The organism is Runella sp. SP2 (genome assembly GCF_003711225.1).
Lineage (GTDB): Bacteria > Bacteroidota > Bacteroidia > Cytophagales > Spirosomataceae > Runella.
The window spans coordinates 3,041,696-3,065,653 of sequence record NZ_CP031030.1 but is presented as its reverse complement, the minus strand read 5'-3'; the positions used below and the strand labels follow the sequence as shown (position 1 = coordinate 3,065,653).

Annotated in this window: 19 protein-coding genes; 9 read left to right on the top strand and 10 right to left on the bottom strand. The window is 45.8% G+C overall.

What is annotated here, in order from left to right; genetic code table 11:
* Nucleotides 1-2 precede the first annotated feature (2 nt).
* From ccsA to DTQ70_RS12795, 3 genes are all read left to right on the top strand, one after another.
* Nucleotides 3-2,567, top strand: coding sequence for a cytochrome c biogenesis protein CcsA (ccsA, locus tag DTQ70_RS12810; RefSeq protein WP_122931165.1), 2,565 nt, complete (start codon nt 3-5; stop codon nt 2,565-2,567).
* Between the two features lie 604 nt (nt 2,568-3,171).
* Nucleotides 3,172-3,693: a hypothetical protein gene (locus tag DTQ70_RS12800; protein ID WP_164489996.1), complete on the top strand. Its 522-nt coding sequence runs from the start codon at nt 3,172-3,174 to the stop codon at nt 3,691-3,693.
* 107 nt (nt 3,694-3,800) lie between these two features.
* A complete protein-coding gene (locus tag DTQ70_RS12795) occupies nt 3,801-4,373 on the top strand; it encodes a dihydrofolate reductase family protein (protein WP_122931162.1) in 573 nt (190 codons plus the stop codon).
* 45 nt (nt 4,374-4,418) lie between these two features.
* On the opposite strand, the gene DTQ70_RS12790 is transcribed toward DTQ70_RS12795, so the two are convergent.
* The 5 genes from DTQ70_RS12790 to DTQ70_RS12770 all read right to left on the bottom strand — a co-directional run bounded on the left by DTQ70_RS12790 (nt 4,419) and on the right by DTQ70_RS12770 (nt 10,040).
* On the bottom strand, nt 4,419-5,276 hold the full coding sequence (locus DTQ70_RS12790) for a xanthine dehydrogenase family protein subunit M (protein WP_122931161.1): 858 nt from the start codon (nt 5,274-5,276) through the stop codon (nt 4,419-4,421).
* 108 nt (nt 5,277-5,384) lie between these two features.
* On the bottom strand, nt 5,385-7,748 hold the full coding sequence (locus tag DTQ70_RS12785; RefSeq protein WP_206019713.1) for a xanthine dehydrogenase family protein molybdopterin-binding subunit: 2,364 nt from the start codon (nt 7,746-7,748) through the stop codon (nt 5,385-5,387).
* A gap of 122 nt (nt 7,749-7,870) precedes the next feature.
* Complete coding sequence (locus DTQ70_RS12780; RefSeq protein WP_122931159.1) at nt 7,871-8,332, bottom strand: (2Fe-2S)-binding protein; 462 nt, start codon at nt 8,330-8,332, stop codon at nt 7,871-7,873.
* Between the two features lie 218 nt (nt 8,333-8,550).
* Nucleotides 8,551-8,997, bottom strand: a complete 447-nt coding sequence (locus DTQ70_RS12775; protein WP_122931158.1) for a CoxG family protein — start codon at nt 8,995-8,997, stop codon at nt 8,551-8,553.
* Between the two features lie 125 nt (nt 8,998-9,122).
* The gene (locus DTQ70_RS12770; RefSeq protein WP_122931157.1) at nt 9,123-10,040 is read right to left on the bottom strand and encodes an AraC family transcriptional regulator; all 918 of its coding nucleotides are present in this window, start codon (nt 10,038-10,040) and stop codon (nt 9,123-9,125) included.
* 66 nt (nt 10,041-10,106) lie between these two features.
* On the opposite strand from DTQ70_RS12770, the gene DTQ70_RS12765 reads away from it, so the two are divergent.
* Nucleotides 10,107-12,194 (top strand): TonB-dependent receptor, encoded by a 2,088-nt coding sequence (locus tag DTQ70_RS12765; RefSeq protein WP_122931156.1) that lies wholly within the window; start codon nt 10,107-10,109, stop codon nt 12,192-12,194.
* A gap of 428 nt (nt 12,195-12,622) precedes the next feature.
* Entirely contained in the window at nt 12,623-12,868 is a 246-nt protein-coding gene (locus DTQ70_RS12760; RefSeq protein ID WP_164489995.1) for a hypothetical protein, read from the top strand.
* Between the two features lie 142 nt (nt 12,869-13,010).
* On the opposite strand, the gene DTQ70_RS12755 is transcribed toward DTQ70_RS12760, so the two are convergent.
* The gene (locus DTQ70_RS12755) at nt 13,011-13,415 is read right to left on the bottom strand and encodes a hypothetical protein (RefSeq protein ID WP_122931154.1); all 405 of its coding nucleotides are present in this window, start codon (nt 13,413-13,415) and stop codon (nt 13,011-13,013) included.
* A gap of 53 nt (nt 13,416-13,468) precedes the next feature.
* On the opposite strand from DTQ70_RS12755, the gene DTQ70_RS12750 reads away from it, so the two are divergent.
* Entirely contained in the window at nt 13,469-14,116 is a 648-nt protein-coding gene (locus DTQ70_RS12750; RefSeq protein WP_122931153.1) for an alpha/beta hydrolase, read from the top strand.
* A gap of 4 nt (nt 14,117-14,120) precedes the next feature.
* On the opposite strand, the gene DTQ70_RS12745 is transcribed toward DTQ70_RS12750, so the two are convergent.
* The 3 genes from DTQ70_RS12745 to DTQ70_RS12735 all read right to left on the bottom strand — a co-directional run bounded on the left by DTQ70_RS12745 (nt 14,121) and on the right by DTQ70_RS12735 (nt 19,077).
* Entirely contained in the window at nt 14,121-14,939 is an 819-nt protein-coding gene (locus DTQ70_RS12745) for a DUF6973 domain-containing protein (RefSeq protein WP_122931152.1), read from the bottom strand.
* A gap of 220 nt (nt 14,940-15,159) precedes the next feature.
* A complete protein-coding gene (locus DTQ70_RS12740) occupies nt 15,160-15,999 on the bottom strand; it encodes an endonuclease/exonuclease/phosphatase family protein (protein ID WP_122931151.1) in 840 nt (279 codons plus the stop codon).
* The gene (locus DTQ70_RS12735) at nt 16,000-19,077 is read right to left on the bottom strand and encodes a PVC-type heme-binding CxxCH protein (protein ID WP_122931150.1); all 3,078 of its coding nucleotides are present in this window, start codon (nt 19,075-19,077) and stop codon (nt 16,000-16,002) included.
* A 127-nt stretch (nt 19,078-19,204) separates the two neighbouring features.
* Here DTQ70_RS12735 and DTQ70_RS12730 point away from each other — a divergent pair, with 127 nt between their 5' ends.
* Nucleotides 19,205-19,714 carry a peptidylprolyl isomerase gene (locus DTQ70_RS12730; protein ID WP_122934389.1) on the top strand — a complete coding sequence of 170 codons (510 nt, stop codon included), beginning with the start codon at nt 19,205-19,207 and terminating at the stop codon, nt 19,712-19,714.
* Nucleotides 19,715-19,808: 94 nt separating this feature from the next.
* Nucleotides 19,809-21,092: a TlpA disulfide reductase family protein gene (locus DTQ70_RS12725; RefSeq protein ID WP_122931149.1), complete on the top strand. Its 1,284-nt coding sequence runs from the start codon at nt 19,809-19,811 to the stop codon at nt 21,090-21,092.
* Between the two features lie 261 nt (nt 21,093-21,353).
* Here the strand turns inward: DTQ70_RS12725 and DTQ70_RS12720 are convergent, their stop codons facing one another.
* Complete coding sequence (locus tag DTQ70_RS12720) at nt 21,354-21,806, bottom strand: carboxymuconolactone decarboxylase family protein (RefSeq protein ID WP_122931148.1); 453 nt, start codon at nt 21,804-21,806, stop codon at nt 21,354-21,356.
* 275 nt (nt 21,807-22,081) lie between these two features.
* Between DTQ70_RS12720 and DTQ70_RS12715 the strand changes: the two genes are divergently transcribed.
* Nucleotides 22,082-23,905, top strand: a complete 1,824-nt coding sequence (locus DTQ70_RS12715; protein WP_122931147.1) for an ABC transporter ATP-binding protein — start codon at nt 22,082-22,084, stop codon at nt 23,903-23,905.
* Nucleotides 23,906-23,958: the final 53 nt, after the last annotated feature.

Genomic DNA, 23,958 nt, shown 5'->3' with positions numbered 1-23,958 from the left:
CCATGACCCTCGGAAACTTAGGACACCTTCTCGTCATTTTATCGTTTGTAACAGCACTCGTGGCTACTTACGCTTATTTGCGTGTCACGCTGTTACGAACCGATTCGTTAGAACTTAGTTCTTGGAAGCGCTTCGCAAGAGGAGCGTTTTACGTACATGTTGCGGCTATTTTGGGCGTATGCGCCACTTTATACACCATCATTTACGGGCATCATTTTGAGTACCATTATGCGTGGAGTCACTCCTCAAAAGCGCTACCATGGTACTACATGATTTCGTGTTTTTGGGAAGGCCAAGAAGGTAGCTTCATGCTTTGGATGTTTTGGCAGGCTATTTTAGGCGTTGTACTGATTCGTACCAATAAATTGTGGGAAGCCCCCATGATGACCGTTTATACGTTGGTACAGGCATTTTTGACCTCAATGATTTTAGGGGTTATTATCCCAGGCATTGATTTCAAAATTGGAAGTACGCCTTTCTTAACGATGCGCGAGGCTATGCCCGATTTACAAGTTTGGGCAATGAATCCCAATTTTATTCCTAAAGACGGAAATGGGCTCAACCCCTTGCTTCAAAACTACTGGATGGTGATTCACCCACCGACGCTGTTTTTGGGATTCGCGCTCACGTTAGTTCCGTTTGCGTATTTGATGGCGGGGCTTTGGCGAAAACAAGTGATAGAATGGCTTCGTCCAGCGCTGCCTTGGATGCTTCTAACGGGCGTGATTTTGGGTGTTGGTATTTTGATGGGAGGCTACTGGGCTTACGAAACCCTGAGCTTCAATAGTTATTGGAGTTGGGACCCCGTCGAAAACGCTGTATATGTGCCTTGGTTGGTAGGGATTGCCGCTTTGCACACCATGATTATTGCCAAGAAAAATGCGTCAGCCCTAAAATCGTCAATTATTCTGGTTACTGCTCAGTTTATTCTGATTTTGTATTCAACCTTCCTTACCCGAAGCGGAATTTTAGGCAACTCATCAGTTCACTCGTTTACTGACCTGGGGCTTTCTGGGCAGTTATTGCTTTATTTGTTGGCCTTCATTGCAGTTTCTATTGTTATATCGGCCCGCGCTTGGAAATTGCTCCCAAGCGATGCCGAAGAAGTCTCAACCTATTCACGGGAGTTTTGGCTATTTATTGGTGCTACCGTGATTTGTTTGGCAAGTTTTCAGGTCATTATTCCAACTTCTATTCCTGTGTGGAATAAAATTGTGGAAAGCTTCGGGGGGGTATCTAAACTGGCACCACCTACCGATGCCATTACCTATTACACGAAATTCCAGCTTTGGTTTTTTGCGGTCATTGCCATTTTGACGGGAATTGGCCAGTATTTTTGGTGGAAACGAGTTCAAAAGGGCAAAATGCAGGACTTGCTTACGCCTGTTTGGATTTCATTGTTTATCACAGCCCTCCTCATTACGTTTGGAGGAATTAACAAACTTCCTTACATCGCTTTGTTGACGGCTTCAGTGTTTGCGTTGGTGGCAAATATGACCATCATTCTGGGGGTTTTGAAAGGAAGCTATCGGCTATCGGGAGGAGCCATTACCCACATCGGTGTTGCTTTGATGTTGATCGGTATTTTGTGGTCGTCGGGTTATCAAAAAGTAGTATCGCTCAATGGCTCAGGACTTTTGATTTCAAAAGAAGACTTTTTTACCAAAGACGATAACCGTGAAAACAAAGAAAACGTGTTATTATGGTTGGGGCAATCAACCCGTATGGGCGACTACTTGCTGACCTACCGCGGGCCACGCACCGAAATTCGGGATGTGCCGCAATACGTGCCAAGCAGCTGGTTAGACATCATCGAGGGGGATTTCCACGCGGTGTGTTTGCGGGATATTACGGTTGGTGAAAAAACTTACCATAAAAAAGGAGATACGGTCGCGGTGTATCCTGAAAACGTGTTCTATGAAGTAGAGTACCGTGAACCAACGGGTAGAATTACGACGCTCTTTCCACGCGTACAGTTCAACGAACGAATGGGTATGGTAACGTCACCAGATATTAAGCGTGAACTCAACAAGGATTTGTATTCATACGCAATGATAGGTAGCAATCCAGGTGACGCAGAAGAATGGTCGCCTACTGAAAACTTCAGAGTGGCGCTGCAAGATACTTTTTTTGTAAACGACTACGTGGCAGTGCTCGAAAGTGTCACTCGCACGAATGCCGTAGAAGGAGTTGCCTTAAATCCGAATGACATTGCAGTAAAAGCACAAATCAAGATTTTGGACAAAGAACGTGAGTACTATGTTGCTCCTACTTTTGCCATCAATCAAGACCGCATGGTGATGCGCAAACCCGAAGTGAGCGAAGAACTGGGTCTTAGGATTCAATTTATGGAAATAGACCCTAAAACAGGAACGTTCAGTTTTGATGCTAATTTCAAACAACGCGATTATATTGTGATGAAAGCTGTAGAAAAACCGCTTATCAACGTACTTTGGATCGGAACGCTGGTACTGGTCATTGGGTTTACCATGTCAACGCTACGTCGTTTCAGGGAGTTTCGTTTGATTCGTGACAAAGGTGTGGAGCTTGAAAAAGTAATGGACTAAATCGTGAATGAATAACGAAAAGTCGGACGATAATTAACCAAACAAAAAAGCAAGGGCGTAAGTCCTTGCTTTTTTGTTTCTTCCTCACAAAACGAATTTGTAAAAACTGCGTGAACAATCATCACAATGGTACCGTCGAATTGGTAAAAAAAACAACGGATATTTGAATAAAAAAGGACGGGGTACCCGCTCAATGGCACTTGAGCCGCAGTAAATACACTTTCGTGAGGCAGACACGGTGGTTGAAAGATTTTTCATAACAAAGTAATGATTGAGGAAGCTAGCTAATAAATATACAGTAAAAAGCATAAAAATACCCTGTAACAACTTGATTAATTGTTGTTTATCGAAAAGTTCTTTGCTAAATACAGTTTTGGCTTACTATTGTTATGTTGGATGTGAATAATGAAAGAACTCCAAAAGAAAATAGGGGCAGTTGTGGTGCAAAAATACTTTTGGCCGTCTTTTTGCTTGTGTTTTAACAGAAAGACGCTTAATATCGTTAAATAAATACACATAATGGCCTGGTTTGAAGCTAGGTACTTCTGAAAATTTGATTCAATTTGGGAAAATACTGCTGTTGAGTGGCCTTGTTATGGTAACAATGGTAGCATCACTACGCCCGCCTACAACGGAAGAAATTACGGCAGAACGGTTTGAAAAAACGCTTATTTTTAAGAAACACCAATTTGAAATCAGTACAAGTGAGGCGGGAGCGGTGCGCGAAATGGTGATGAAAGTAAGTCGAAATAACCAATTATTAATTACGATTCGTCAGAAAACCGACGGTTGGGTTATCAACGCCGAAACCGCCGATTTGGACCAAAACAATTCCCCCGAGATTTACATCTACTCGTGTACCTACGGCAGCGGAGCGTTTGGAAAAGTGTATGGCTATCAATTTTTCCCCGACTCGTTTGACAAAATCCACATGGCTCCTCTGACGCCCGAATTATCAAAAGGATACATGGGGCACGACATGTTCAAAATGGAAGATGATCACCTGATTCGACAGTTTCCTATTTATCTCGCAGGAGACATCAATGCCAAAGCAACTGGTGGCGTTCGGAAAATAAAATACAAATTACAGGACATTGAGAAACGACTGGTGTTGACCCCAGAGTAAGCTATGTTTGTCGCAATCGCCCCTTAAAATGGCGTAATTCCACCTCTCACGATAGCAAAAAGCCTCCTACCTTTGTTCTATCAATTAAACGACAAAAAATACACAGCGTGAAAAAGTTAAAATTACAAATGCAAATGACCCTTGATGGGTTTGTGGCAGGGCCAAACGGAGAAATGGATTGGATGACTTTTGCGTGGACAGAAGACCTCATCAATTATGTAACTGAACTGACCAATTCGTTTGATACGATTGTGCTGGGAAGAAATCTTGCTGAAGGGTTTATTCCGCATTGGAAAAGTGTGGCCGAAAACGTTGACAGCCCAGAAGTAGAAGTGGGTAAAATTTTCACCACGACGCCAAAAGTCGTTTTCTCAAAAACGCTAACTGCATCTCCTTGGGAAAATACGGTGGTAACAAATGGGGAATTGGCGGAAGAATTGAGTCAGTTGAAACAACAAGAAGGCAAAGACATAATCGCCTACGGTGGAGGGAAATTTGTGTCTTCGCTGCTGAAAGAAAACTTGATTGACGAACTTCATTTGTTTGTCAACCCAGTGGCTATTGGCAACGGAATGCCCATTTTTGGGGATTTAACGAACAAATTGTCCTTTGAACTCGTGACCGCAAAGCCCTTTGAATGTGGAATTGTGGTAATGAATTACCGTAAAAAAACGCAGTAAGGTTTGGGTGGGGCGGGTTTTGAGAAACCCGCCCCACCGCACTACTTATAAGCCACAAGCACCTACCAATGCGCGTTTGGCATATACCTTGGCCAGATGTTTACGGTAGGTTTTCGAAGCATAATGGTCTTCGTTCAACTCAGCACCTTCGGCCGCAGCATTGGCGGCGGCTTCAATGGCTTCGAGCGAGGCCGACTTCCCGACAAGCGCCGCTCCTACGGCTTCGTCCAAAAAAGCACCGTCGGCGCTTACGCCCGTAAAGGCAACAGTGGCGTCGGTGATAATACCTCCATCAATGGTGACCGAAGCGGCACAGCCTACAATGGCAAAACGAGAGGCAGGTTGCATAAACTTACGATAAACGCTCCGCGAACCTGCCGCAGGGGCTGGAAGTACGACTTCGGTAACAATTTCGCCTTCTTCAAGTGCCGTGTAGAAAAATCCTAAGAAAAACTCCGTCGCTGGAATCTCACGGGCACCGTTGGGTCCCTCTACTTTGATGCTGGCATTGAGCGCAATCAAGGCCGCAGGCCAGTCTGCCGACGGGTCAGCGTGGGCAATGCTTCCGCCCAAAGTACCTACGTTGCGCACTTGGGTATCGCCAATGAGTTCTCCAGCTTCAATCATCGCCCCGTAGCGACTCTGAATTTCGGCATTGGAGATAATATCGTGGTGCGTACTGGCAGCACCAATGGCGACACCACCATCACGGACTTCGATATAACGTAACTCAGGAATGCGAGCGATGTCAATCAACAACGAGGGGCTGTTGAGGCGAAGCTTCATGGCTGGGATAAGGCTGTGGCCTCCTGCCAAAATTTTTGCGTCTGGGTTTTCTGCCAAAAGGCTAATTGCCTCGCTCACCGACCCTGCGCGTTTATAATCAACTGCTTGTGGTATCATGTTTTGAATGATTAAAAGCCCCCTTGCCCCCGAAGGGGGGATGTATAGTTTTATCTCTCAACTAGGGCAGAGATTCCCCGAACAAAGACCCCCCTTCGGGGTTGGGGGCTATTGCATTGCCGACCACACGCGCTCAGGAGTAAGCGGCATACGAATGTCTTTTACCTGATGGCCTGCTGACCAAAGCGCATCGACAACGGCATTGACTACCGCAGGTGTTGAACCAATACAACCTGCTTCTCCCGCTCCTTTGACGCCAAGTGGGTTGTGCGGACAAGGCGTTACTTGGCGGTCGAGTTCAAACATGGGTAAATCATCCGCGCGAGGCATGGCATAATCCATGTATGAACCATTGATGATTTGGCCATTTCCGTCAAATTCAACTCCTTCTAACAAAGCCTGTCCGATGCCCTGCGCCAAACCACCGTGGATTTGTCCATCGACAATCATTGGGTTAATGACATTCCCTACGTCGTCAACGGCGATGAAACGTTTGACTTTGGTCGCTCCCGTTTCTTTATCAACTTCTACCACCGCAATATGACAACCAAACGGATACGTAAAGTTGGTCGGGTCGTAGAAGCTGCTAAAGTCGAGTCCTGGTTCAAGGTTGGCAGGATATACGTGTGGCACGTAAGCCGTCAGAGCAATGTCGCCAAATCCTAGTGATTTATCTGTCCCTTTGACGGTAAATTTGCCATCCGTAAATTCAATGTCATCGGGCGAACATTCGAGTTTGTGGGCGGCGATTTTGGCACCTTTTTCGATGATTTTGTCCAAACTTTTCATAATGGCACTACCCCCTACGGCCAACGAACGAGAACCGTAAGTTCCCATCCCAAACGCAACCGTGTCAGAATCGCCGTGAATAATGTCAACGTCTTCCATCGGAATACCGAGGCGGTCGGCAACTACTTGGGCAAACGTCGTTTCGTGCCCTTGTCCGTGGGAGTGGGCTCCTGTAAATACGCTTACTTTTCCCGTAGGCTGAACGCGCACTTGTCCTACTTCGTACAAACCTGCCCGCGCTCCCAATGAACCCACAACGGCCGAAGGAGCAATTCCGCAAGCTTCAATGTACGTAGAAAAACCTACGCCAAGGAGTTTGCCAGAAGCAGCGGCTTCTTTTTGGGCTTTGCGGAAGTCTTCGTAGCCAAGCATTTCGAGGCCGCGTTGAAGTACGCCGTGGTAGTTTCCACTATCGTACTGCAAAGCAACGTTGGTTTGGTAGCCAGGTTGCGTCACCCCGTCGAAGGCAGGAATAAAGTTCTTGAGGCGCAATTCTGCTGGGTCAACGCCCATTTCTAGGGCCGAAAGGTCGAGAAGACGTTCCAATAAATAGGTGGCTTCGGGGCGACCTGCACCACGATAAGCATCGACGGCAGTGGTATTGGTAAACACACACGTCATGTCCAAGTGAATCTTGGGAGTGGTGTAAAGTCCTTGTAAAAGCGTACCGTGCAGATAAGTCGGAACAGCTGTTGAGAACGTAGAAAGGTAAGCGCCCAAATTGGCAAACGTCTTGATACGAAGTCCAACGATTTTGCCGTCGCCATCAAAACCCATTTCTGCTTTGGTGACGTGGTCGCGGCCGTGAGCATCGGTTAAAAACGCCTCCGAACGGGTTTCGGTCCACTTCACGGGGCGGCCTGTTTTTTTAGCCGCAAGAGTTACCAATGCCTCCTCGGTATAGTGATAAATTTTTGAACCAAAACCACCACCTACGTCGGGGCCTACTACGCGAACCTTGTGCTCGGGCAAGCCTAACACGAATGCACACATTAACAAGCGAATGAGATGAGGGTTTTGGGTAGAAGTATAAAGCGTATATTTATCGTAAACGCCGTCGTAATGGCCAATATAGCTTCGTGGTTCCATGGCATTGGGAGAAACCCGCTGATTGACAAACTCTAAGGTAGTAATGTGAGCCGCTGACGCCATGGCTTCATCCACCTCGGCTTTTGGATTGCCGATTTCCCAGTCAAAACAGATATTGTTAGGAACATCGTCGTGAACCAAAGGCGCACCAGCTTCTACTGCCTTCGAGGCATCGGTAATGGCAGGAAGTACTTCGTAATCCACAATAATGGCCTCGGCTGCGTCTTGCGCTATTTCGCGGCTTTCAGCAACGACCATCACAACCGCATCCCCTACGTGGCGCACTTTGTCTTTGACCAACAGCGGATGTGGCGGTTCTTTCATCGTTTCGCCATTCTTAAAGTTGACCTGCCAGCCACAAGGAACGCCATAATGGCCTACTTCATCGCCCGTCATAATGGTTACAACTCCTTGCATAGCAGCGGCTGCAGAGGTGTCGATGCTCCTGATGCGGGCATGGGCGTATGGACTTCTAAGTATATAGGCGTGGGTCATACCTGGGAGGTTGATGTCGTCGGTATAGCGACCTTTACCCGTAATAAAACGCTTGTCTTCAACGCGTTTTACTGATTTTCCAATGAATTTATTGCTCATGATAGTTAGCCCCCCACCCCCGATGGGGGAGTTTTTTTATCTCTTGTTAACCGTCATTGATTAGGGAGTCAATTGGTTTTATGAAATCGCTAAAAATTGGGTTATGTTTCCCCCATTGGGGGTTAGGGGGCTACTGCCGCGTGCTGCACTGCCCGAACGATGTTGTGGTAGCCCGTGCAGCGGCAAATGTTCCCTTCTAATCCTTCTCGGATTTCTTGTTCGGTAGGATTGGGGTTACGTTTGAGCAAATCGGCGGCGCACATAATCATGCCTGGGGTGCAGAAACCGCACTGAAGGCCGTGTTCTTCTTTAAAGCCTACTTGGAGTGGATGCAATTCGTCGCCCGAGGCCAACCCTTCAATAGTAGTGATGGTGGCACCGTCGGCTTGGGCAGCGAGCATAGAGCATGATTTTACCGCATGGCCGTCGAGGTGAATCGTACAAGCACCGCAGCTACTGGTATCACAGCCTACGTGGGTGCCAGTGAGGCCAAGCACATCGCGTAGGTAATGTACCAAAAGCAATCGGCCTTCTACCTCGTGAGTGCGTTGAGTACCGTTGACAGTTACTGTTATTTTTGGCATACTTCTTAAAAGGTTATGTGCTTTCGCACGGTTTAAAGGAAAGATGTTTTGTGTTTCAGCCCTTCCAAGTCTTCAAAACTTGGAAGGGCTCTTAGGTCGGGTTTTGAGAAACCCTCATCACGTTTGAAGGTCTCTTAGGTCGGGTTTTGAGAAACCCTCTGCACGTTTGAAGGTCTCTTAGGTCGGGTTTTGAGAAACCCTCAGCACGTTTTGCACTTTTAACCTGCTGCGGAGAGTTCGTCCTCGAAATTTTTGAAAAATTGTTTGGTCAACGTGCTGGCGACGCCACTCATTACGCGGTTTCCCGTACGAGCCAATAGCCCTGACATATCAGCTTTGCCGTCAAATGATAATTCGGTTTGGGAATCGGAGAGCGGCTTTAGCGTCATGTTGATGTCGGCATTGACGTTGCCAATTTTGCTATTTTGAACTACACGTAACGTAAAACTCTCGGGAGCTACGGCATTGGCTACCTCGGCTTTTCCTTCAAATTTGCCCGCAACTGGCCCAATTTTTACCTCAGCAATGGCCTTGTAAACACCTTCGCTTTCGAGTTCAAGGCGCGATATACCTGGCGTTACTTTGGCCAGCGTATCGGGATTCATCAACATCGCCCAAATGGTTTCTGCGGGTGCGTTGAGGGTGTGAGTTCCTGTAAGTTCCATGTAGCAAAGACGTGATTAAGTAATAAAAATTATTAAAATAATAATATTCAAAGCTACGATAATCTTCCAGTCTAAGGATGGCACTATTGTATTAAAAAATAGAACAATTCTATCAAAAGGCGTAATTAGAACTTAACAATTTTTTTGCGGTAATTGGCGGGGGTATCGCCCGTGGCTTTTTTGAAGACTTTTTGGAAATAATTGAGGTTATTATAGCCACATGCAAAACAAATGTCCGAAACACTGTACGATGTATTATACAAAAGCTTCATTGCCAGTTGAATCCGTTGTTGGTTAATGTACTCTACGGGGGTAATGCCGTACTGTTGTTTGAAGCACCGAAAAAAGTTAGGCTCACTCATGCAGGCTTTGTCGGCGAGGTCTTTGATGGTTAGATTTCGGTGAATATTCTCTTGTACATACTTAATCGCGTACGCAAGCCGATTGGTATTAGCCAACTGCTGAAGGTTGGTACTAAGCACCATGCGGGCTCTGGTTTGCATGAGCCGTACAATCAGTTCTTGCAGTACCAAATTGGCGAAGTAGTCTTTGGCGGCATTGTTTTCGGTAAACAAATAAATAAGGCGTCCAATGAGTTGATGAATAGCGGCTTCGTTGGTAAAATAAAAATTGTCGTTGGCAAATTGCCAGCCTTCATTATTATCCACCAGCGGCGAATGTTCGTTGAGGGTTTCGACGATGGTGCGGATTTTGGTCGGCGAAATCGCCAACGCCAAACATTGGGTAGGGTTTTTGCTATTGGCTTCGGGAAAGTCGATGCGCATGGTTTGATGGGCAGGAACAATCACCGATTCACCTGGAAAAAAATCGAAGGAAGGCGAGTTGGTCAAGTGCATTACTTTTTTCCCCCGAATCATGCTGGCCAACACGGGATTAGAAAAAGTAAGCTCTACGTTTTGGGCGGCTTGGTGGGTTTCGTAAATATTGAGTTCGGCATTATCGAGGGTATAAGCAGTACGGTTTTCAACAACGAGTTCTAACTTTCTGCTCTGAAGATGGGTTGTAATGTCGAACGAATTCATAAAAAAGGAATGTTAATTTGAATAGCGACCGTTCACACTGATTATTGGATATATACCAACAATTTTATGATTATTTTTATACAAAAACAACAGGGCTTGGGTATTAAAATTCTATTAAGCATTTCAACATTTGTTTTGCTTGGGGTTGGGCCTGTAAAAGCTCAGAAAAAAGACACGGTTTTGCTGCGTCAACTCGCTCCCGTGACCGTAACGGCTACTCGGCTTGAAATCAATGAAAAACGTTTGCCAGCGGCATTGACGGTGCTCAACGGCGGCCGCATTCAAATAGGGCAGCCGCAACTTTCGATGTTTGAATCGCTGGGAGGGGTGGCAGGGCTTTTTGCCCAAAATCCAGATAATTACACCCAAGACCTCCGTATTTCGATTCGAGGATTTGGAGCACGTGCAGCGTTTGGGATTCGCGGGATTCGCCTCTACGTGGATGGCATTCCTGAATCCACACCCGATGGCCAAGCCGACGTCGATAACCTCGACATGGGCGCCATGCAGCGGTTGGAGGTGATGCGCGGGCCGTCGTCGGGGTTGTTTGGAAACGCAGCGGGAGGGGTAATAAGCCTACAAACCGACAATGTGGCTCAAATGCCATTGGCCGAGGTGCAAGGAACCGTGGGTTCGTACGGTTTGCGAAGCTGGCGTTTTAAAACGGGGGTGCAACACAAAAAACTCCAAATGGTGTTTGTCGCAACTCGTAATCAATCAGAAGGTTACCGCGTAAACAGTCGCATGGAAAATACGATTTTGAATCTTAAACTCCGCTATGATTTTGATTCGTTGACGCGCCTTTCGGTATTGGCCAACTACGGTACTAGTCCCTTAGCCGACGACCCAGGCGGTTTGACGCTGGCGCAAGTAGCCGAAAACCGTCGCCAAGCCCACCCAAATAACCTTCGATTTTTGGCAGGTGAGTCGGTGACTCAAGGACGAATAGGCATTACGTTTGAAAAAACGATGGGTAATCACCTGATTTTTGTGCGTGCTTTTGGGACAAAACGTGATTTTGCCAATTATTTGGCGTTTCAGGCCGCAGGGGCAGGAACCATCAATCGAACGTTTGCAGGGGGGAGTTTTCAGTATCAGTTTTCTCAGAAATTTGATTTCCTTAGTTACCGTTTTCGGATGGGGCTTGACTTAGAGTCGCAAGGAGACACGCGCCGACGATTTGATAACCTGACAGGGGTGAGAGGAAAATTAACTTTCGACCAATTGGAATCGTTTAAGAACATTGCCTCGTATATTACTCAGGAGCTATCATACAAAAAAATAACGATGTTGGTAGGGCTGCGTTCGGACGTGATTCGCTTAAAAGCAACCGATTATTTTATGTCGGACGGTGACCAATCGGGCGGGCGTAATTATAGTCGTATCAATCCTACATTGGGACTTTCGTGGGAAGTTTCTCCTGCGGTCAATTTGTATTCTAACTTAGGAAGCAGCTTTGAAACCCCAACCATGAGTGAGTTGTCGAATAATCCTTCAGGAACGGGTGGGTTTAACCCCGAGCTAAATCCGCAGCAAGCTTTGAATTACGAGATAGGGGCGAAAACTTATTTTGGACAACGGATACGGGCCGATTTGGCATTGTTTACCATTGAAGTGAAAGATGAATTGGTGCCGTACCAAATTACAGGGCAAGCGGGGCGGGTGTTTTACCGAAACGCGGGTCGTTCAAAACGGCAGGGGATTGAAGTAAGTTTGAATGCGATGTTGGCCAAAGGGTTGACATTGTTCTCAAACTATACGTATTCGGATTTCACCTACCGTGAGTATCAGACCTCAGCGGGGAAATTTGACGGAAATGTTTTGCCAGGCATTCCTAAACACGCGGCGCAGGTCGAACTTCGGTATTTTATGCCTTCGGGGCTATTTGCGATTGCGCAGGTACGCCATGCGAGCCAACTGTATGCCGATGATGCCAATGCCGTGACCGCCAATGGATATAGCCTTTTGAATCTGCGTTTGGGTGGACAAAAAACGTGGCGGAAGTTTCACATTGAGCCGTTTGTGGGGGTAAATAATTTGTTGGACGAAACCTATTTTCAGAACGTTCAAATAAATGCGAGTGCCAACCGTTATTTTGAGCCAGCGCAAGGTCGCTTTTGGTTTGGTGGGTTGAAAGTGGGAGTGAGTCGGTAATCGAAAGACCTGCCAAGTTTCTAGGTCGCGGTTATCAAACTTGGAGGGTGTACGAAACTTTGCAGGTGACTAGGAAAACGTAAACACATAGTCCACATAGAATTTTTACATAGCACACAAAAGACTGTCTATGTTTACTATGTGTTTATTCTAATGTTTTCTATGTGTTTTAAAAAGAATGTTTATGTACACCCAACTTGGATGGTCTCGGTAGCGTTGAAAAAAAAGTTGATAAATCGTTAAACCTTTTTCAGGATGCTGCGTCTAATCATTGAAAACAAAAACTACCTAGACAACCAGCTACCATGAAAACAAAACTCATTTTTGCCGCGTTAATACTTGGATTTATCTCAATCTCGGCTCAGGCAACGGAAAAACCCCGTAAATTTGAGCACCGAAAACATCACCGCCACGATCGCCGCGAGGATGTGAGAGATAGAAGAGAAGACAAACGCGACCATCGGGAAGACCGACGTGATAGAAAAGAAGATATTCGTGACCGCAAGGAAGATCGTCGCGACGCAAGACACCACGGAGGGCGCCGTGACCGTTTGGAAGACCGCCGTGACCGCCGCGAGGACGTCAGAGACCGCAAAGAAGACAAGCGTGACCGCCGTGAAGATGTTCGCGATCGCAAAGAAGATAGAAGAGACCGACGTAAGGGAACTAATTAAAAGGGATTGAATGTTATATAGTTGTTAGAACAACAGAAGTTGTTACACAATTTATCCAAGCGATCTTACGTTAAGACAAAATATTTTTAAAATGGCTGTATGGGTTGGACACGCCTCGACTTTTAGTTGGGGCGTGTTTTTTTTATTTTCTTGACGAGGTTTCGTACAGACCATTCCCAAAAATAAGCATCAAAATCAGCGGCGTGAGGTGCGCACCCGTTTTAAAACCTGCCCCTGTCATGGCGTAAGTACCTGACGAAAATTTGAAATAAGTATTGATTAATATACCGATAGATAGCACAAGAAAAGCACCTAACACGGCGAAAGCAGTCTTCTTGGTGGCTTTGAGATTTAGCCCTAATACAATTCCTTGGCATACCAAAGCGGTAAGACCTACGGTGGCAAGGGCGCGGGGAAAGGTTCTAATCATGTCATATTTGAACATCATTACCCCAATTTTGCCTAGAAGATTGGGATGAGCGAGCAGCCACGCATCTACTACTATCAATACAGCCAAAATAAGGTAGAAAAAAAGGTTTGATTTCATGTTGTCGGTTCGGGTTTTAAGTACGAATATTGCCAACAAATATACTTCATTTTATGCAAGAACATCACTTAGAGGTTAAGCGTACGGCGCGATATTTTACGCTGGGCGAACTCAACGAGTCCACTCAAAACGTTTGGTTTGTGCTGCACGGATATGGACAATTGGCGCAGTTTTTTATCCGAAAATTTGAAGTATTAAACGACGGGAAAACGGTTATCGTTGCCCCCGAAGCTTTATCAAGGTTTTATTTGGAAGGGGTTACGGGCAGGGTAGGAGCGTCGTGGATGACGAAAGAAGAACGTCCCTACGAAATCTCAGACTATATTTTTTACCTCAATCTCCTGTACGACACGCTGTTGGAAGGCAGAGACGTGTCTAAGTTGACCATTAATTTTCTTGGGTTTTCGCAAGGGAACGCTACTTTACTTCGGTGGCTCAATAGCGACCACGTTCGCTGCGACTGCTTGCTTATCTGGGCGGGCTTTTTTGGGAATGGTATCGCCGATGTGATTGAGCCCAGCAAGTTAGCTTCTGTTCCTACGACCCTCGTGTATGGTTTGCAGGATGAATATTTGGTACAAATTGATACCCAAAAGTACGAAGAAGATATTCGGGCAGCCATTCCTCATTTAGAGGTGGTGACTTTTGAAGGTCGTCATACCGTTGACCCTGCGACTTTACACCAAATTGTGAAAAAATAAAGCATTATTTGTTACCACAACCATCAATATAAGCGGTAAAAACACTGCCTGCTTCGGCCTTAAAGCCTGGATTAAGTTGTACGTATTTTTGGGCGTCGTAGGTCACTTTTGCCGTAGCTGTGACAACGTTTTTGGCTTGAATGTTATCGCTCACTTCAAATTTTACCGCATTGGCAATGGTGTGGTTTAAAAGCAAAACCGTTGTACAAGAATCTATTCGGTACAATAGTTTATTTACTTCCAACGTCGAACTTGCGGTGTTTTCGAGCAATGTCCAAGCGGTGTTGACATCGGCATTGTGGCTGGCTAAGTTTTGCTCAAGACTCACCGTGACCACTTTAGGTTCAATGGATTTTAAATACAAACTATCCAAAAGCTGATTGATAGTTGTGTAATTTTTGAAAGACCGTCCTACCAAGTTATTATGTAAGTCCATCGCTGAGGCGGCATTTTTCACCAGCGCCGTACCTGCGTCGTTGTATTCGTAGGCCGAGGTAAACTGCCTGACAATTTCGGTCGCCGTAGCTTCGGTCGCCCCGATGTCTTTGAGTTTTTTCACGGAAAGAGCATTCCAAACCGAGTGGCGGAAGGCATTGGAACTATTGTCGTTTTGGGCTTGTGCACCCGCCCCAAAGCGCTGGTCGGTATAGACATTAGCTTCGTTTCCTGCATCAAAAATTAATTGAGCCTGAACGGGGTATTGAAAGGCCAAGGCTTGAACGCGCGGATTAAATCCCAAAAATAAACTAGGGGAATGCCCTTTGGAATGAACCGAAAGTACGACAAAAGTAAGCAGTAGCGACGCAATAAAACGACGTAGCATGTTGGTTGGTTAGGGAAGGGTTAGGCTAGTAAAGGTACGTGAAAATGGGGATATTTTACAACAAAATACCCGACCCACTCTAAATTGGCGGATCGGGTATCAATGTCCTTGATAACACCACAAAAAACAGAAGGCTTTTGCTTGTACCAAACGCCCTTGTTCGATGTTCAAAGCTGCAAAAATATTCTTAAAACAAGATTAAATTGGCCTTAAACTTTACTTAAAATATAATTTTAGCAACTACAGGTTGATGATCAGATGGATAGCGTTGGTCTTTGGCATCCGTTAAAACGCCGTATTTCAACACTTTGATGGGCGAACTGACAAAGATATAGTCGATGCGCTGTTTCATAGGGGCATCAAATTTGAACGCGTTGAAAGTTCCTTCTGGCCCATAAGCTGGGGTTGCCGAGGCATCGTGGGTATCGTTAAGTGCGCCTTTCATAAGTTGAATTTGTTCCGTTTCGGGGGTAGAGTTAAAATCTCCCGTACAAATCACCAACGCATTGCCTGCAATCTCTTTCATTTTTTTGACCATCAAATGCCCCGATTGACGGCGGGCCTCTACGCCTTGGTGGTCGAAGTGGACGTTGAAAAAGTAGAACTCTTTTTTGGTGTTGAGGTCTTTGAATTTTGCCCAACTACAAATCCGATTGCAGCAAGTCGCATCCCAACCTTTACCTGGTGTTTCGGGCGTTTCGCGAAGCCAAAAATCGCCCGATTGAAGCAATTTAAAACGGTCTTTTCGGTAAAAAATCGCTGAGTGCTCGCCCGCTTCTTTGCCGTCGTCACGACCTTTGCCCACAAACGCAAATTCCGTTAATTCAGCAACGCCGTTGAGCTGATGACGCAAGGCTTCTTGGGTACCAAAAATATCCCATTCGTGAAAACGCACGAGAGCTTTGACGTTTTCTTTGCGATTAGGCCAAGCATTCGGGCCGTCGTTGGGCGTATCGTAGCGTAAATTGTAAGTAGCTACGTTGATGGCCTTTGACGGCTGTGCGTGACTGGCAAAAAATGCACAAAGCGCGAGAATTGGAACTAGAAATAGTGTTTTCATTTATTTACGTTTAAGACTGGATAAATACTCAATTAAATCAACCAACTCTTGCTGACTCATGGACTCGTGAAGGCCAGCAGTCATCAGTGATTCGTCAAGTTTTTTCATCGAAACAACCTGACTCATTTTATAACTTTGGGTCGTACCTCCAGGGAATTTGAGTAGTAAATCTGTTTCAGTTTTACTTGCCACAATTCCGACCGTGGTACTGCCGTCTTTGAACTTCACTTCGTAGCCTTCATAGCCAAAACTTACTCCCGCACTTGGGTAGAAAATTGCCATGTATTGACCGTCTTTACCAAGTTTACTGCCGATTTCGGATAATTTAGGCCCAAAATCCGATCCTTCGCCGTTTACTTGGTGGCAAATGGCACAGTAGTTGGCAAACACCGTTTTACCGTTGGCGACGTTGCCTGTGAGGGTCATTAGCTCGCTGACAGGAGGGAGTTTTTTACCAGTTTTGGTAGGAGCAGCATCAAGGTATTTGGCGGCTTGAATCCGAACGTTTTTGCGCCAAGCACCGCTTACCCCCTGCACGGCCACCGCTTTGTAATCGTTGGCGATTTTACCTTGTTGGAGCAAATCGAGCACGAGGTCTTCGCCGTCCATACTTCCACCCAACGCCCGCGTAGCTTCCGTCCGAATGGCTTTGGGACGTTTGGGGTCAAGGGCTACACTTTTTAGAATGTCTAACGATTGTTTACTGCCAATTCCACGAAGTGCAATCAACGTATTTTGAGCTTTGGCGACGTCTTTTCCATTAATAGTACTCCAAAGAAGCGGGATTTGCTCTTGTTTCAACAACTGACGCGCGGCGTCTCGGCCTTCGCGTTGCATCGGTTTGTCGAGGGCGAGTTGTAACAAGCGTTTTGCTTCGCTGGCAGGTTCAAACCGTTGTACCAAATCCATGTATTCGCCCGTGCCGTAGCTGGCGTCGAGTAGTTTTTGAAGGTTTTGCTGCGCCAAAGGTGAAGTTTTAACAAAACCTGGGTCGAGGTGACGGAGGCACAATTTGGTGATTTCGGTGTCGGTATTGGTTTTCATCAACTCCAGCAACGCCGTCGATTTTTCGGTAGCGCCTGGGTTAAAATCAAACGCCCTGAAATAACGAAGGCGGTCTTTCAACGCCACGTTTTTATCACCTGCCAACGAGGCCAACAACGGCACCGAGGCCGCCGTCCGTGCCCGCCAAACGAGGTCTTTGCCTTTGGCGGAGGCAGTTGGGTTAGGCCCTGCAAGTTTGAGCCAAGTGCCAAAAAACTTATCCCATTGACCATCTGCCGACACACCGAGGGCTTCGAGGTACCAGCGGTCCTGTCCGTCGTAGCGGTTGGCCAATTGTGCCCAAATATCTGCCGCAAGGTCGTCGGTATTATGACGAATCGCCAAAGCTACTTCCCGACGAACCTGCGGTTCTGAGTCAGAAGCTAAGAGATTCAATTGCTCAACAGTCAACGGCAACACCCCTTTGGCTGTGATTTGACGCGCGGCCCGAATGGCAGTGATTCGCAAATCAGCGTTGGCATCTTTCAACGCCGCACTGACGTAGTTATGCCCGTTGGGAAGTTTGCTCAACAACCACAGCGCCCGCGCTTTCATGCGGGGGTTAGGCGACATTTGGTACATTTTCGATAGCTCACTTTCCGCGCTTTGGCCGAGGCTACGAATTTTGTTCCACGCCAAATAGCGCACCGAAACGTTGGGGCTTTGAATGGCTTTCAATGCACCTTCCAACGTGGTGAAATCGTGGTTTGGAGTTTTGTAAGAAGTATTGGGCGGCGTGATGCGATAGATGCGTCCACGGTTCAAATCACCCGCTTGGTGACCACCCACGCCTGGGTCGTACCAGTCGGCGGCGAAAAGCGAACCATCTGGCGCCACGCACACATCCGACGGGCGGAACCATTGGTTGCGTTTGCCGTACAGTACGTTCACCATGTTGGCTTTGTAGCCCGCGCCATTTTTTTCAACGGGATACGAACGCACCACGTTGGGCCCCGCATCGCAGTGAATCATTTGATTTTGGAAGACAGTTGGCAGCATATCACCTTCGTAAATCACCATACCCGTAGGCGAGCCTGCACCCGTTTGGAGTAGGTTAGGAACTACGCCAGGGTCGTTTAGGTGCCAGTGGCGGAAAGGGATTTCGGCTTCGATATTGGTCCGATTGGCGCTCCAGCCTGCCCCCGTCATTTCGTCGGTGTAGCCGTAGTTGCCGTATTCCATCACGTAATTAATACGGACTCCTTTGTTGCCATCGTCGTCGTTATCCGACTGCCACATGGTGCCGTAGCTGTCCACGGCCACTTCGTAGTTGTTGCGGAAGTTGTGCCCGAGTACTTCTACGTTTTTAAAATCAGGGTCGCAACGGAACACCATTCCTTGCTTGTATTTTTTGCGGTCGATGGGCTGCCCATCTTGGTCGAGTACGGGCTGACCTTTGCCGTCCAGTAGTTGATTTCCTTCGTTTCCGAAGTTAAAATACAGTTTTCCGTCGGGGCCAAAGGTAAAGGCGTGCATTCCGTGGTCGTGCTGTGCGCCCTTAATTCCCTGAAAAATAATCTCTTTTTTGTCGGCTTTGTCGTCCCCATTTTCGTCGGTAAACAACCAAACGTAAGGACTTTGCGATACCAAAACGCGGTTGCCCATGACCAAAACGCCCAGCGGGGCAGCCACTTCGGGGCCTTGGTAAAATACTTTGCTAAGGTCAGCTTTGCCGTCGCCGTTGGTATCTTCCAAAATCAGGATGCGATCACCTTCGGAGTGGGTGGGATTTCCCGTAATGGCAGGGCGGTAGTTGTAGGCTTCGAGCACCCATACCCGTCCCCGATGGTCGATGTCGATGTTGGTGGGATTGGTAATCATGGGTTCTGAGGCAAACAGATTGGCTTCCAAGCCATCGGCTACTTCCAGCGCTCCCACGGCGTATTTGAGGTCGTGTTTTTGCTCTTGCGTGAGTTTGGCATACACGCTATCGAGGCTACTTTGCGAAGCGCGACTAGGGTTATCGTTCTGATAACTAGCGACTAATCCACTGGTCATGGCCAGCGCACCTAGTCCCCAAAGGTATTTTTTCATGGAGGTCGTTCATTTATGTGATGGTACAACAACATTTGCAAAAGGAGACAACCCACTTTTTTTAATCTACCAGAGTGGCTTAACTAATAAATTACTACCTTTAAATTTCATTAAACAAGACAATCAAATGCCTACCAATCCAAGAGTTTATTTTGATATTACGGCCGACGGTGCCCCTTTAGGAAGAGTTATTTTTGAATTACGCGCGGATATTGTCCCCAAAACCGCCGAGAATTTCCGAGCATTGGCGACGGGCGAAAAGGGTTTTGGCTTTAAAGGAAGCGTTTTTCACCGCATTATTCCTCGTTTTATGCTCCAAGGAGGCGATATTACCAAAGGCAACGGAACGGGTGGAAAGTCTATTTACGGAGAAAAGTTTGCCGATGAAAATTTTAAGTTGAAGCACATAGGGCCAGGAATACTGAGCATGGCCAATGCAGGGCGCAATACCAACGGCTCTCAATTTTTTATCACAACGGTTACGACCGAATGGCTCGACGGAAACCACGTGGTGTTTGGGGAAGTAGTAGAGGGAATGGACGTGGTGCTGCAAGCCGAAAGCTACGGCAGCCCCAACGGACGGACTTCTAAGAAGATTGTGATAAGTGACTGTGGTGAATGGTCTGGAATTGGGTAATTGCGTCGGATACTCGCCCCAAATTGTAGTTTGGGGCGAGTGCCATTAGAATTCGTTGTTTTACAGATTGGGGTTGTTACAATGTAGAATTTATATGCGTACTTATTGCTTGTTTTCTATTGTTATCTTTTTGGGTGGATGCCAATTAAGTTCAGAAGAGAAGAGTCGCAAAATATCTATTCCTTTTACAATTGTGGAAGGATATGGGCCATTTATTCCCTCGTTTGGCTTGCTGGCAGCTGAAAACAAACAATCTGGATGGGCAAAAACGTATGAAAACCCTAAAGGCATACCTAAAAATTGGCGTCATGTGATTCAAGGCAATATTTGGTTAGATCCTTATCAGTTTGTCTATCAGCATTTTAAAAAAGGTAACATTGATAAGGGAATGTATGAATATTTACAACAGTCATGGAAGTGGGTTCCCGATACGACACAGCTAACCTCAACTTTTATTAGATGTTTTGTATATGCAGTAAGTGGGCTGGATAAAAGTGGTAATCAATGGGTGATTGTTGATACAAATAACAATTTAGATTTTAGCGATGAAAAAGCATTTGAGCCTGAACAGCTTGTCTTTGGTAAGAATGAGTTTTCTACTAAAAATTTGCAAAGAGTACATTATGACCGTTTTATAAATGGAAAAGTTATGAATGCGGATTTTTCATTAGTTATGAAGGTTTTTAAGGATGGTAATTTAGGATATAATATCCCTCAATATGGAAGATGCAAATTAGGAGATTATACCATTGTTTTTCCTCGGAATAGTTTTGTTTTTCAAAAGTGTGGGATTGTAGAAGAGACTGCAAACAAAACGTTTGAAAATAATCAACTTATAGAAATTGATAAATATTTGACATTAGGCGGGCTTTTGGGTAATAAATATAAGAACAAAGGAGTTGATTTTTATACTCAAACCCTTCAATTAGAATCTGGTCATAACGAAAATGTCTATTCGTTTCAGAATGGGTACTTATTAGAACCGTTTAAGGGTCAAGAGTTTGTTACGGGAAAGGAAATACATACCGATAATTACAAAGGCAAGTATTTATATGTTGATTTTTGGGGAACTTGGTGCCGTGGATGCGTTCAAGATATTCCTAAACTAGTCGATTTGTACCAAACATTAGATAAAACTAAAGTTGAATTTGTGGGTATAGCAGCAGGGGAGAGTTCGCCTGAAAAATTGAGGGGTTTTTTAGAAAAGCATAAAGTTAAATGGCCACAAATACTCAATACTCCTCAAAATGACTTGGTGAAACGATATCATATCGATGCTTTTCCAACAACGGCTTTAATTGACCCAACTGGTAAAATTGTTCAAACGAATATATCCGCAAAAGTTTTGAAAGAAATTTTAGATCAAAAACTAAAATGAAATCTTAATTCTCCATAAATCATAATTTATGATGAGTATAGATATTATTTTTTAATTTTTAATTAAATAGGTGTGTAAAGTTATTTTACATTATTCTGTTTGACCCCAGATGGGGTCAGACGTTTGTAGATAAAAACAAATTCCTACAAATAGGTGACCCCATCCGGGGTCAAACAGGTTGAAAATAGTTAAAACTGATTTCAAGCTTGTACTTACCGTAAAAAATCACAGGTCATTAACCTGTGATTTTTTACAATAGTCTTATGCAAGACTTTGTCCAATCGGTAAGTGTGTGCTTAGCACAACCCTGTTCCAAAGATTGATGGTAATGATGGCAGTTATAATATCTGCAATTTGGGCTTCGCTAAAAAACTGTAAGGCTTTTGAATAGGTTTCATCTGATAATCCCTTTTGATGGATCAATGTTATTTCTTCGGTTATTGCCAATACTATTTTTTCTTCATCTGTAAAAATACCCTCAGCTTCTCTCCAGGCATTCAATAGAAAAATACGCTGATTTGTTTCACCATTTTTAATTGCATCTTGCGTGTGAATGTTGATACAATATGCACAACCGTTGATTTGTGAAGCACGTATTTTTATGAGTTCTTTGGTTGTCTTAGACATGGAAGCCTTTGAAAGATACATTTCTAAACCAATCATCGCTTTTAGTGCATTGGGTGCAACTTCTTTAATGTTAAGTCGTTTTTGCATTGTATTATTCTTTTAAAATTGTTCAATGCAAAGTTGAAAAATGGGAAACCGAAAAAACTTAAACTGGTTTAAGAAATGCTTTTTTTTCGTATTTCGCTTAAATATTCGGGAGTGCGCGCCCCGTTGTGCTCGCTACACACAACAGGGGGGAGTTTGTGGCGCGTGTAGGTTACAGTTTGAGACGGGGCAACTTCGGCACTAAATACAAGAAATTGCTGTTTGTGAGAAGAATAGGGACAAAATCCCTCTTACATTCAACTCCTTTTTGTTACTAAATGGCCCCAAAAAACAAACTTCCCCAACCCACCCTCAAAGACCGTTTTGCAGCACTCAAGTATTTACCCCCGTTTTTTAAGGAAATCTGGAATACTCACCCGTGGATGACGGCGGGCAATGGATTGCTGCGTTTGGTACGTTCGGCTATCCCTTTTAGTACGTTGTATTTGGGAAAATTGATTATTGACGAGGTAGTGAGGTTAATCAATTCACACTCGACGGACACGTCTTGGTTGTTGTGGTTGATTGGCCTTGAACTTGGGTTGGCGGTGTTGTCGGATGGCCTCAACCGTGCCACCTCCTTACTCGATGCGCTTTTGGGTGATTTGCACGCCAATCGTTCTTCCATTCAAATCATGGAACACGCCGCTACCCTCGATTTGGCGCAATTTGAAGACCCCGTTTTTTACGATAAACTGGAACGCGCCCGTCAGCAAACCGTCGGGCGGACGGCCTTGTTGGCTCAAACATTGGCGCAGTTTCAAGACATTATTACCATTGGTTTTCTAGGGGCGGGGTTGGTGGTGTTCAGTCCGTGGTTGATTTTGATACTGGTAGTGAGCATCTTACCCGCGTTTTTGGGAGAGTTTTACTTCAACGCCGAAAGCTACGCCCTTTCTTACCAATGGACGCCCCAGCGCCGCGAACTCGACTACCTGCGTTACGTAGGAGCCAGCAATGTGAACGCCAAAGAAGTGAAATTATTTAACTTGTCGAAGTTCCTGACCGACCGCTTTCGGGAAGTATCGAGCGGATATTACCAACAAAATAAAAAATTGGCGCTGCGACGGGCATTTTGGGGTGCGCTGCTGACGGCCGTGGGGACGGCGGGCTACTACGGTGCCTACGGTTACATAGGGCTGGAAACCGTCAAAGGGAGCATTACGCTGGGGAGTTTAACGTTTTTGGCAGGGTCGTTCCGACAGCTAAAATCTTCGCTCGAAGGGATTCTGAACCGTTTTACGAGCATTTCGCAGGGGGCATTGTACCTCAAAGATTTTTTCAATTTCTTTCACCTCCAACCCGAAGTGGCTTCGCCGCTGCACCCGCGCCCGTTTCCTGATGTCATCCAAGAAGGTTTTGTGTTTGAAAATGTCAGTTTTCGCTACCCAAATGCCTCCAAATGGGTGTTTCAAAACCTGAGTTTTACCCTAAAAAAAGGTGAAAAACTGGCGATTGTGGGCGAAAACGGGGCAGGAAAAACGACCCTCGTAAAATTGTTGACCCGCTTGTACGACCCCACCGAAGGCCATATTTTGCTAGATGGTGTGGATTTGCGAGAGTACGATTTGGGTGAACTACAACGCCACATTGGGGTGATTTTTCAGGATTATATTCGTTTGATGATGACCGCGCAGGCCAATATTGCCGTGGGCGACATCGAGCATATCCACGAACTCCCGCGGGTGCAAACCGCCGCCGAACGGAGTTTGGCCGCTAGCTTGATTCAAAAATTCCCGAATGGCTTGCAGCAGGTGTTGGGACGGCATTTTAGCGGAGGGACGGAGTTGTCGGGCGGAGAATGGCAAAAAATTGCCTTGGCCCGCGCCTACATGCGGGACTCTGAACTCCTGATTTTGGACGAACCCACCGCTGCCTTAGACGCCCGCGCCGAATACGAGGTGTTTCAGCGTTTCGCGGAATTGACCCGAGGAAAAATGGCGCTGCTGATTTCGCACCGTTTTTCTACCGTTCGCATGGCCGACCGTATCATTGTGATTGAAAACGGTGAACTGCTGGAATCGGGTAGCCACGAAACCTTGATGGCACAAAAGGGCCGCTATGCCGAGTTGTTTCAACTGCAAGCGAGAGGATATAATTAGAGTGTAGAGTGAACCGAACCTCCCGAAAGTTTAAAACTTTCGGGAGGTTTTCA

Coding starts and splice junctions, on each gene's coding strand:
- ccsA (WP_122931165.1), top strand. CDS start 3: ATGACCCTCGGAAACTTAGGACACCTTCTCGTCATTTTATCGTTTGTA.
- DTQ70_RS12800 (WP_164489996.1), top strand. CDS start 3,172: ATGGTAGCATCACTACGCCCGCCTACAACGGAAGAAATTACGGCAGAA.
- DTQ70_RS12790 (WP_122931161.1), bottom strand. CDS start 5,276: ATGATACCACAAGCAGTTGATTATAAACGCGCAGGGTCGGTGAGCGAG.
- DTQ70_RS12785 (WP_206019713.1), bottom strand. CDS start 7,748: ATGAGCAATAAATTCATTGGAAAATCAGTAAAACGCGTTGAAGACAAG.
- DTQ70_RS12780 (WP_122931159.1), bottom strand. CDS start 8,332: ATGCCAAAAATAACAGTAACTGTCAACGGTACTCAACGCACTCACGAG.
- DTQ70_RS12775 (WP_122931158.1), bottom strand. CDS start 8,997: ATGGAACTTACAGGAACTCACACCCTCAACGCACCCGCAGAAACCATT.
- DTQ70_RS12770 (WP_122931157.1), bottom strand. CDS start 10,040: ATGAATTCGTTCGACATTACAACCCATCTTCAGAGCAGAAAGTTAGAA.
- DTQ70_RS12765 (WP_122931156.1), top strand. CDS start 10,107: ATGATTATTTTTATACAAAAACAACAGGGCTTGGGTATTAAAATTCTA.
- DTQ70_RS12755 (WP_122931154.1), bottom strand. CDS start 13,415: ATGAAATCAAACCTTTTTTTCTACCTTATTTTGGCTGTATTGATAGTA.
- DTQ70_RS12750 (WP_122931153.1), top strand. CDS start 13,469: ATGCAAGAACATCACTTAGAGGTTAAGCGTACGGCGCGATATTTTACG.
- DTQ70_RS12745 (WP_122931152.1), bottom strand. CDS start 14,939: ATGCTACGTCGTTTTATTGCGTCGCTACTGCTTACTTTTGTCGTACTT.
- DTQ70_RS12740 (WP_122931151.1), bottom strand. CDS start 15,999: ATGAAAACACTATTTCTAGTTCCAATTCTCGCGCTTTGTGCATTTTTT.
- DTQ70_RS12735 (WP_122931150.1), bottom strand. CDS start 19,077: ATGAAAAAATACCTTTGGGGACTAGGTGCGCTGGCCATGACCAGTGGA.
- DTQ70_RS12730 (WP_122934389.1), top strand. CDS start 19,205: ATGCCTACCAATCCAAGAGTTTATTTTGATATTACGGCCGACGGTGCC.
- DTQ70_RS12725 (WP_122931149.1), top strand. CDS start 19,809: ATGCGTACTTATTGCTTGTTTTCTATTGTTATCTTTTTGGGTGGATGC.
- DTQ70_RS12720 (WP_122931148.1), bottom strand. CDS start 21,806: ATGCAAAAACGACTTAACATTAAAGAAGTTGCACCCAATGCACTAAAA.
- DTQ70_RS12715 (WP_122931147.1), top strand. CDS start 22,082: ATGGCCCCAAAAAACAAACTTCCCCAACCCACCCTCAAAGACCGTTTT.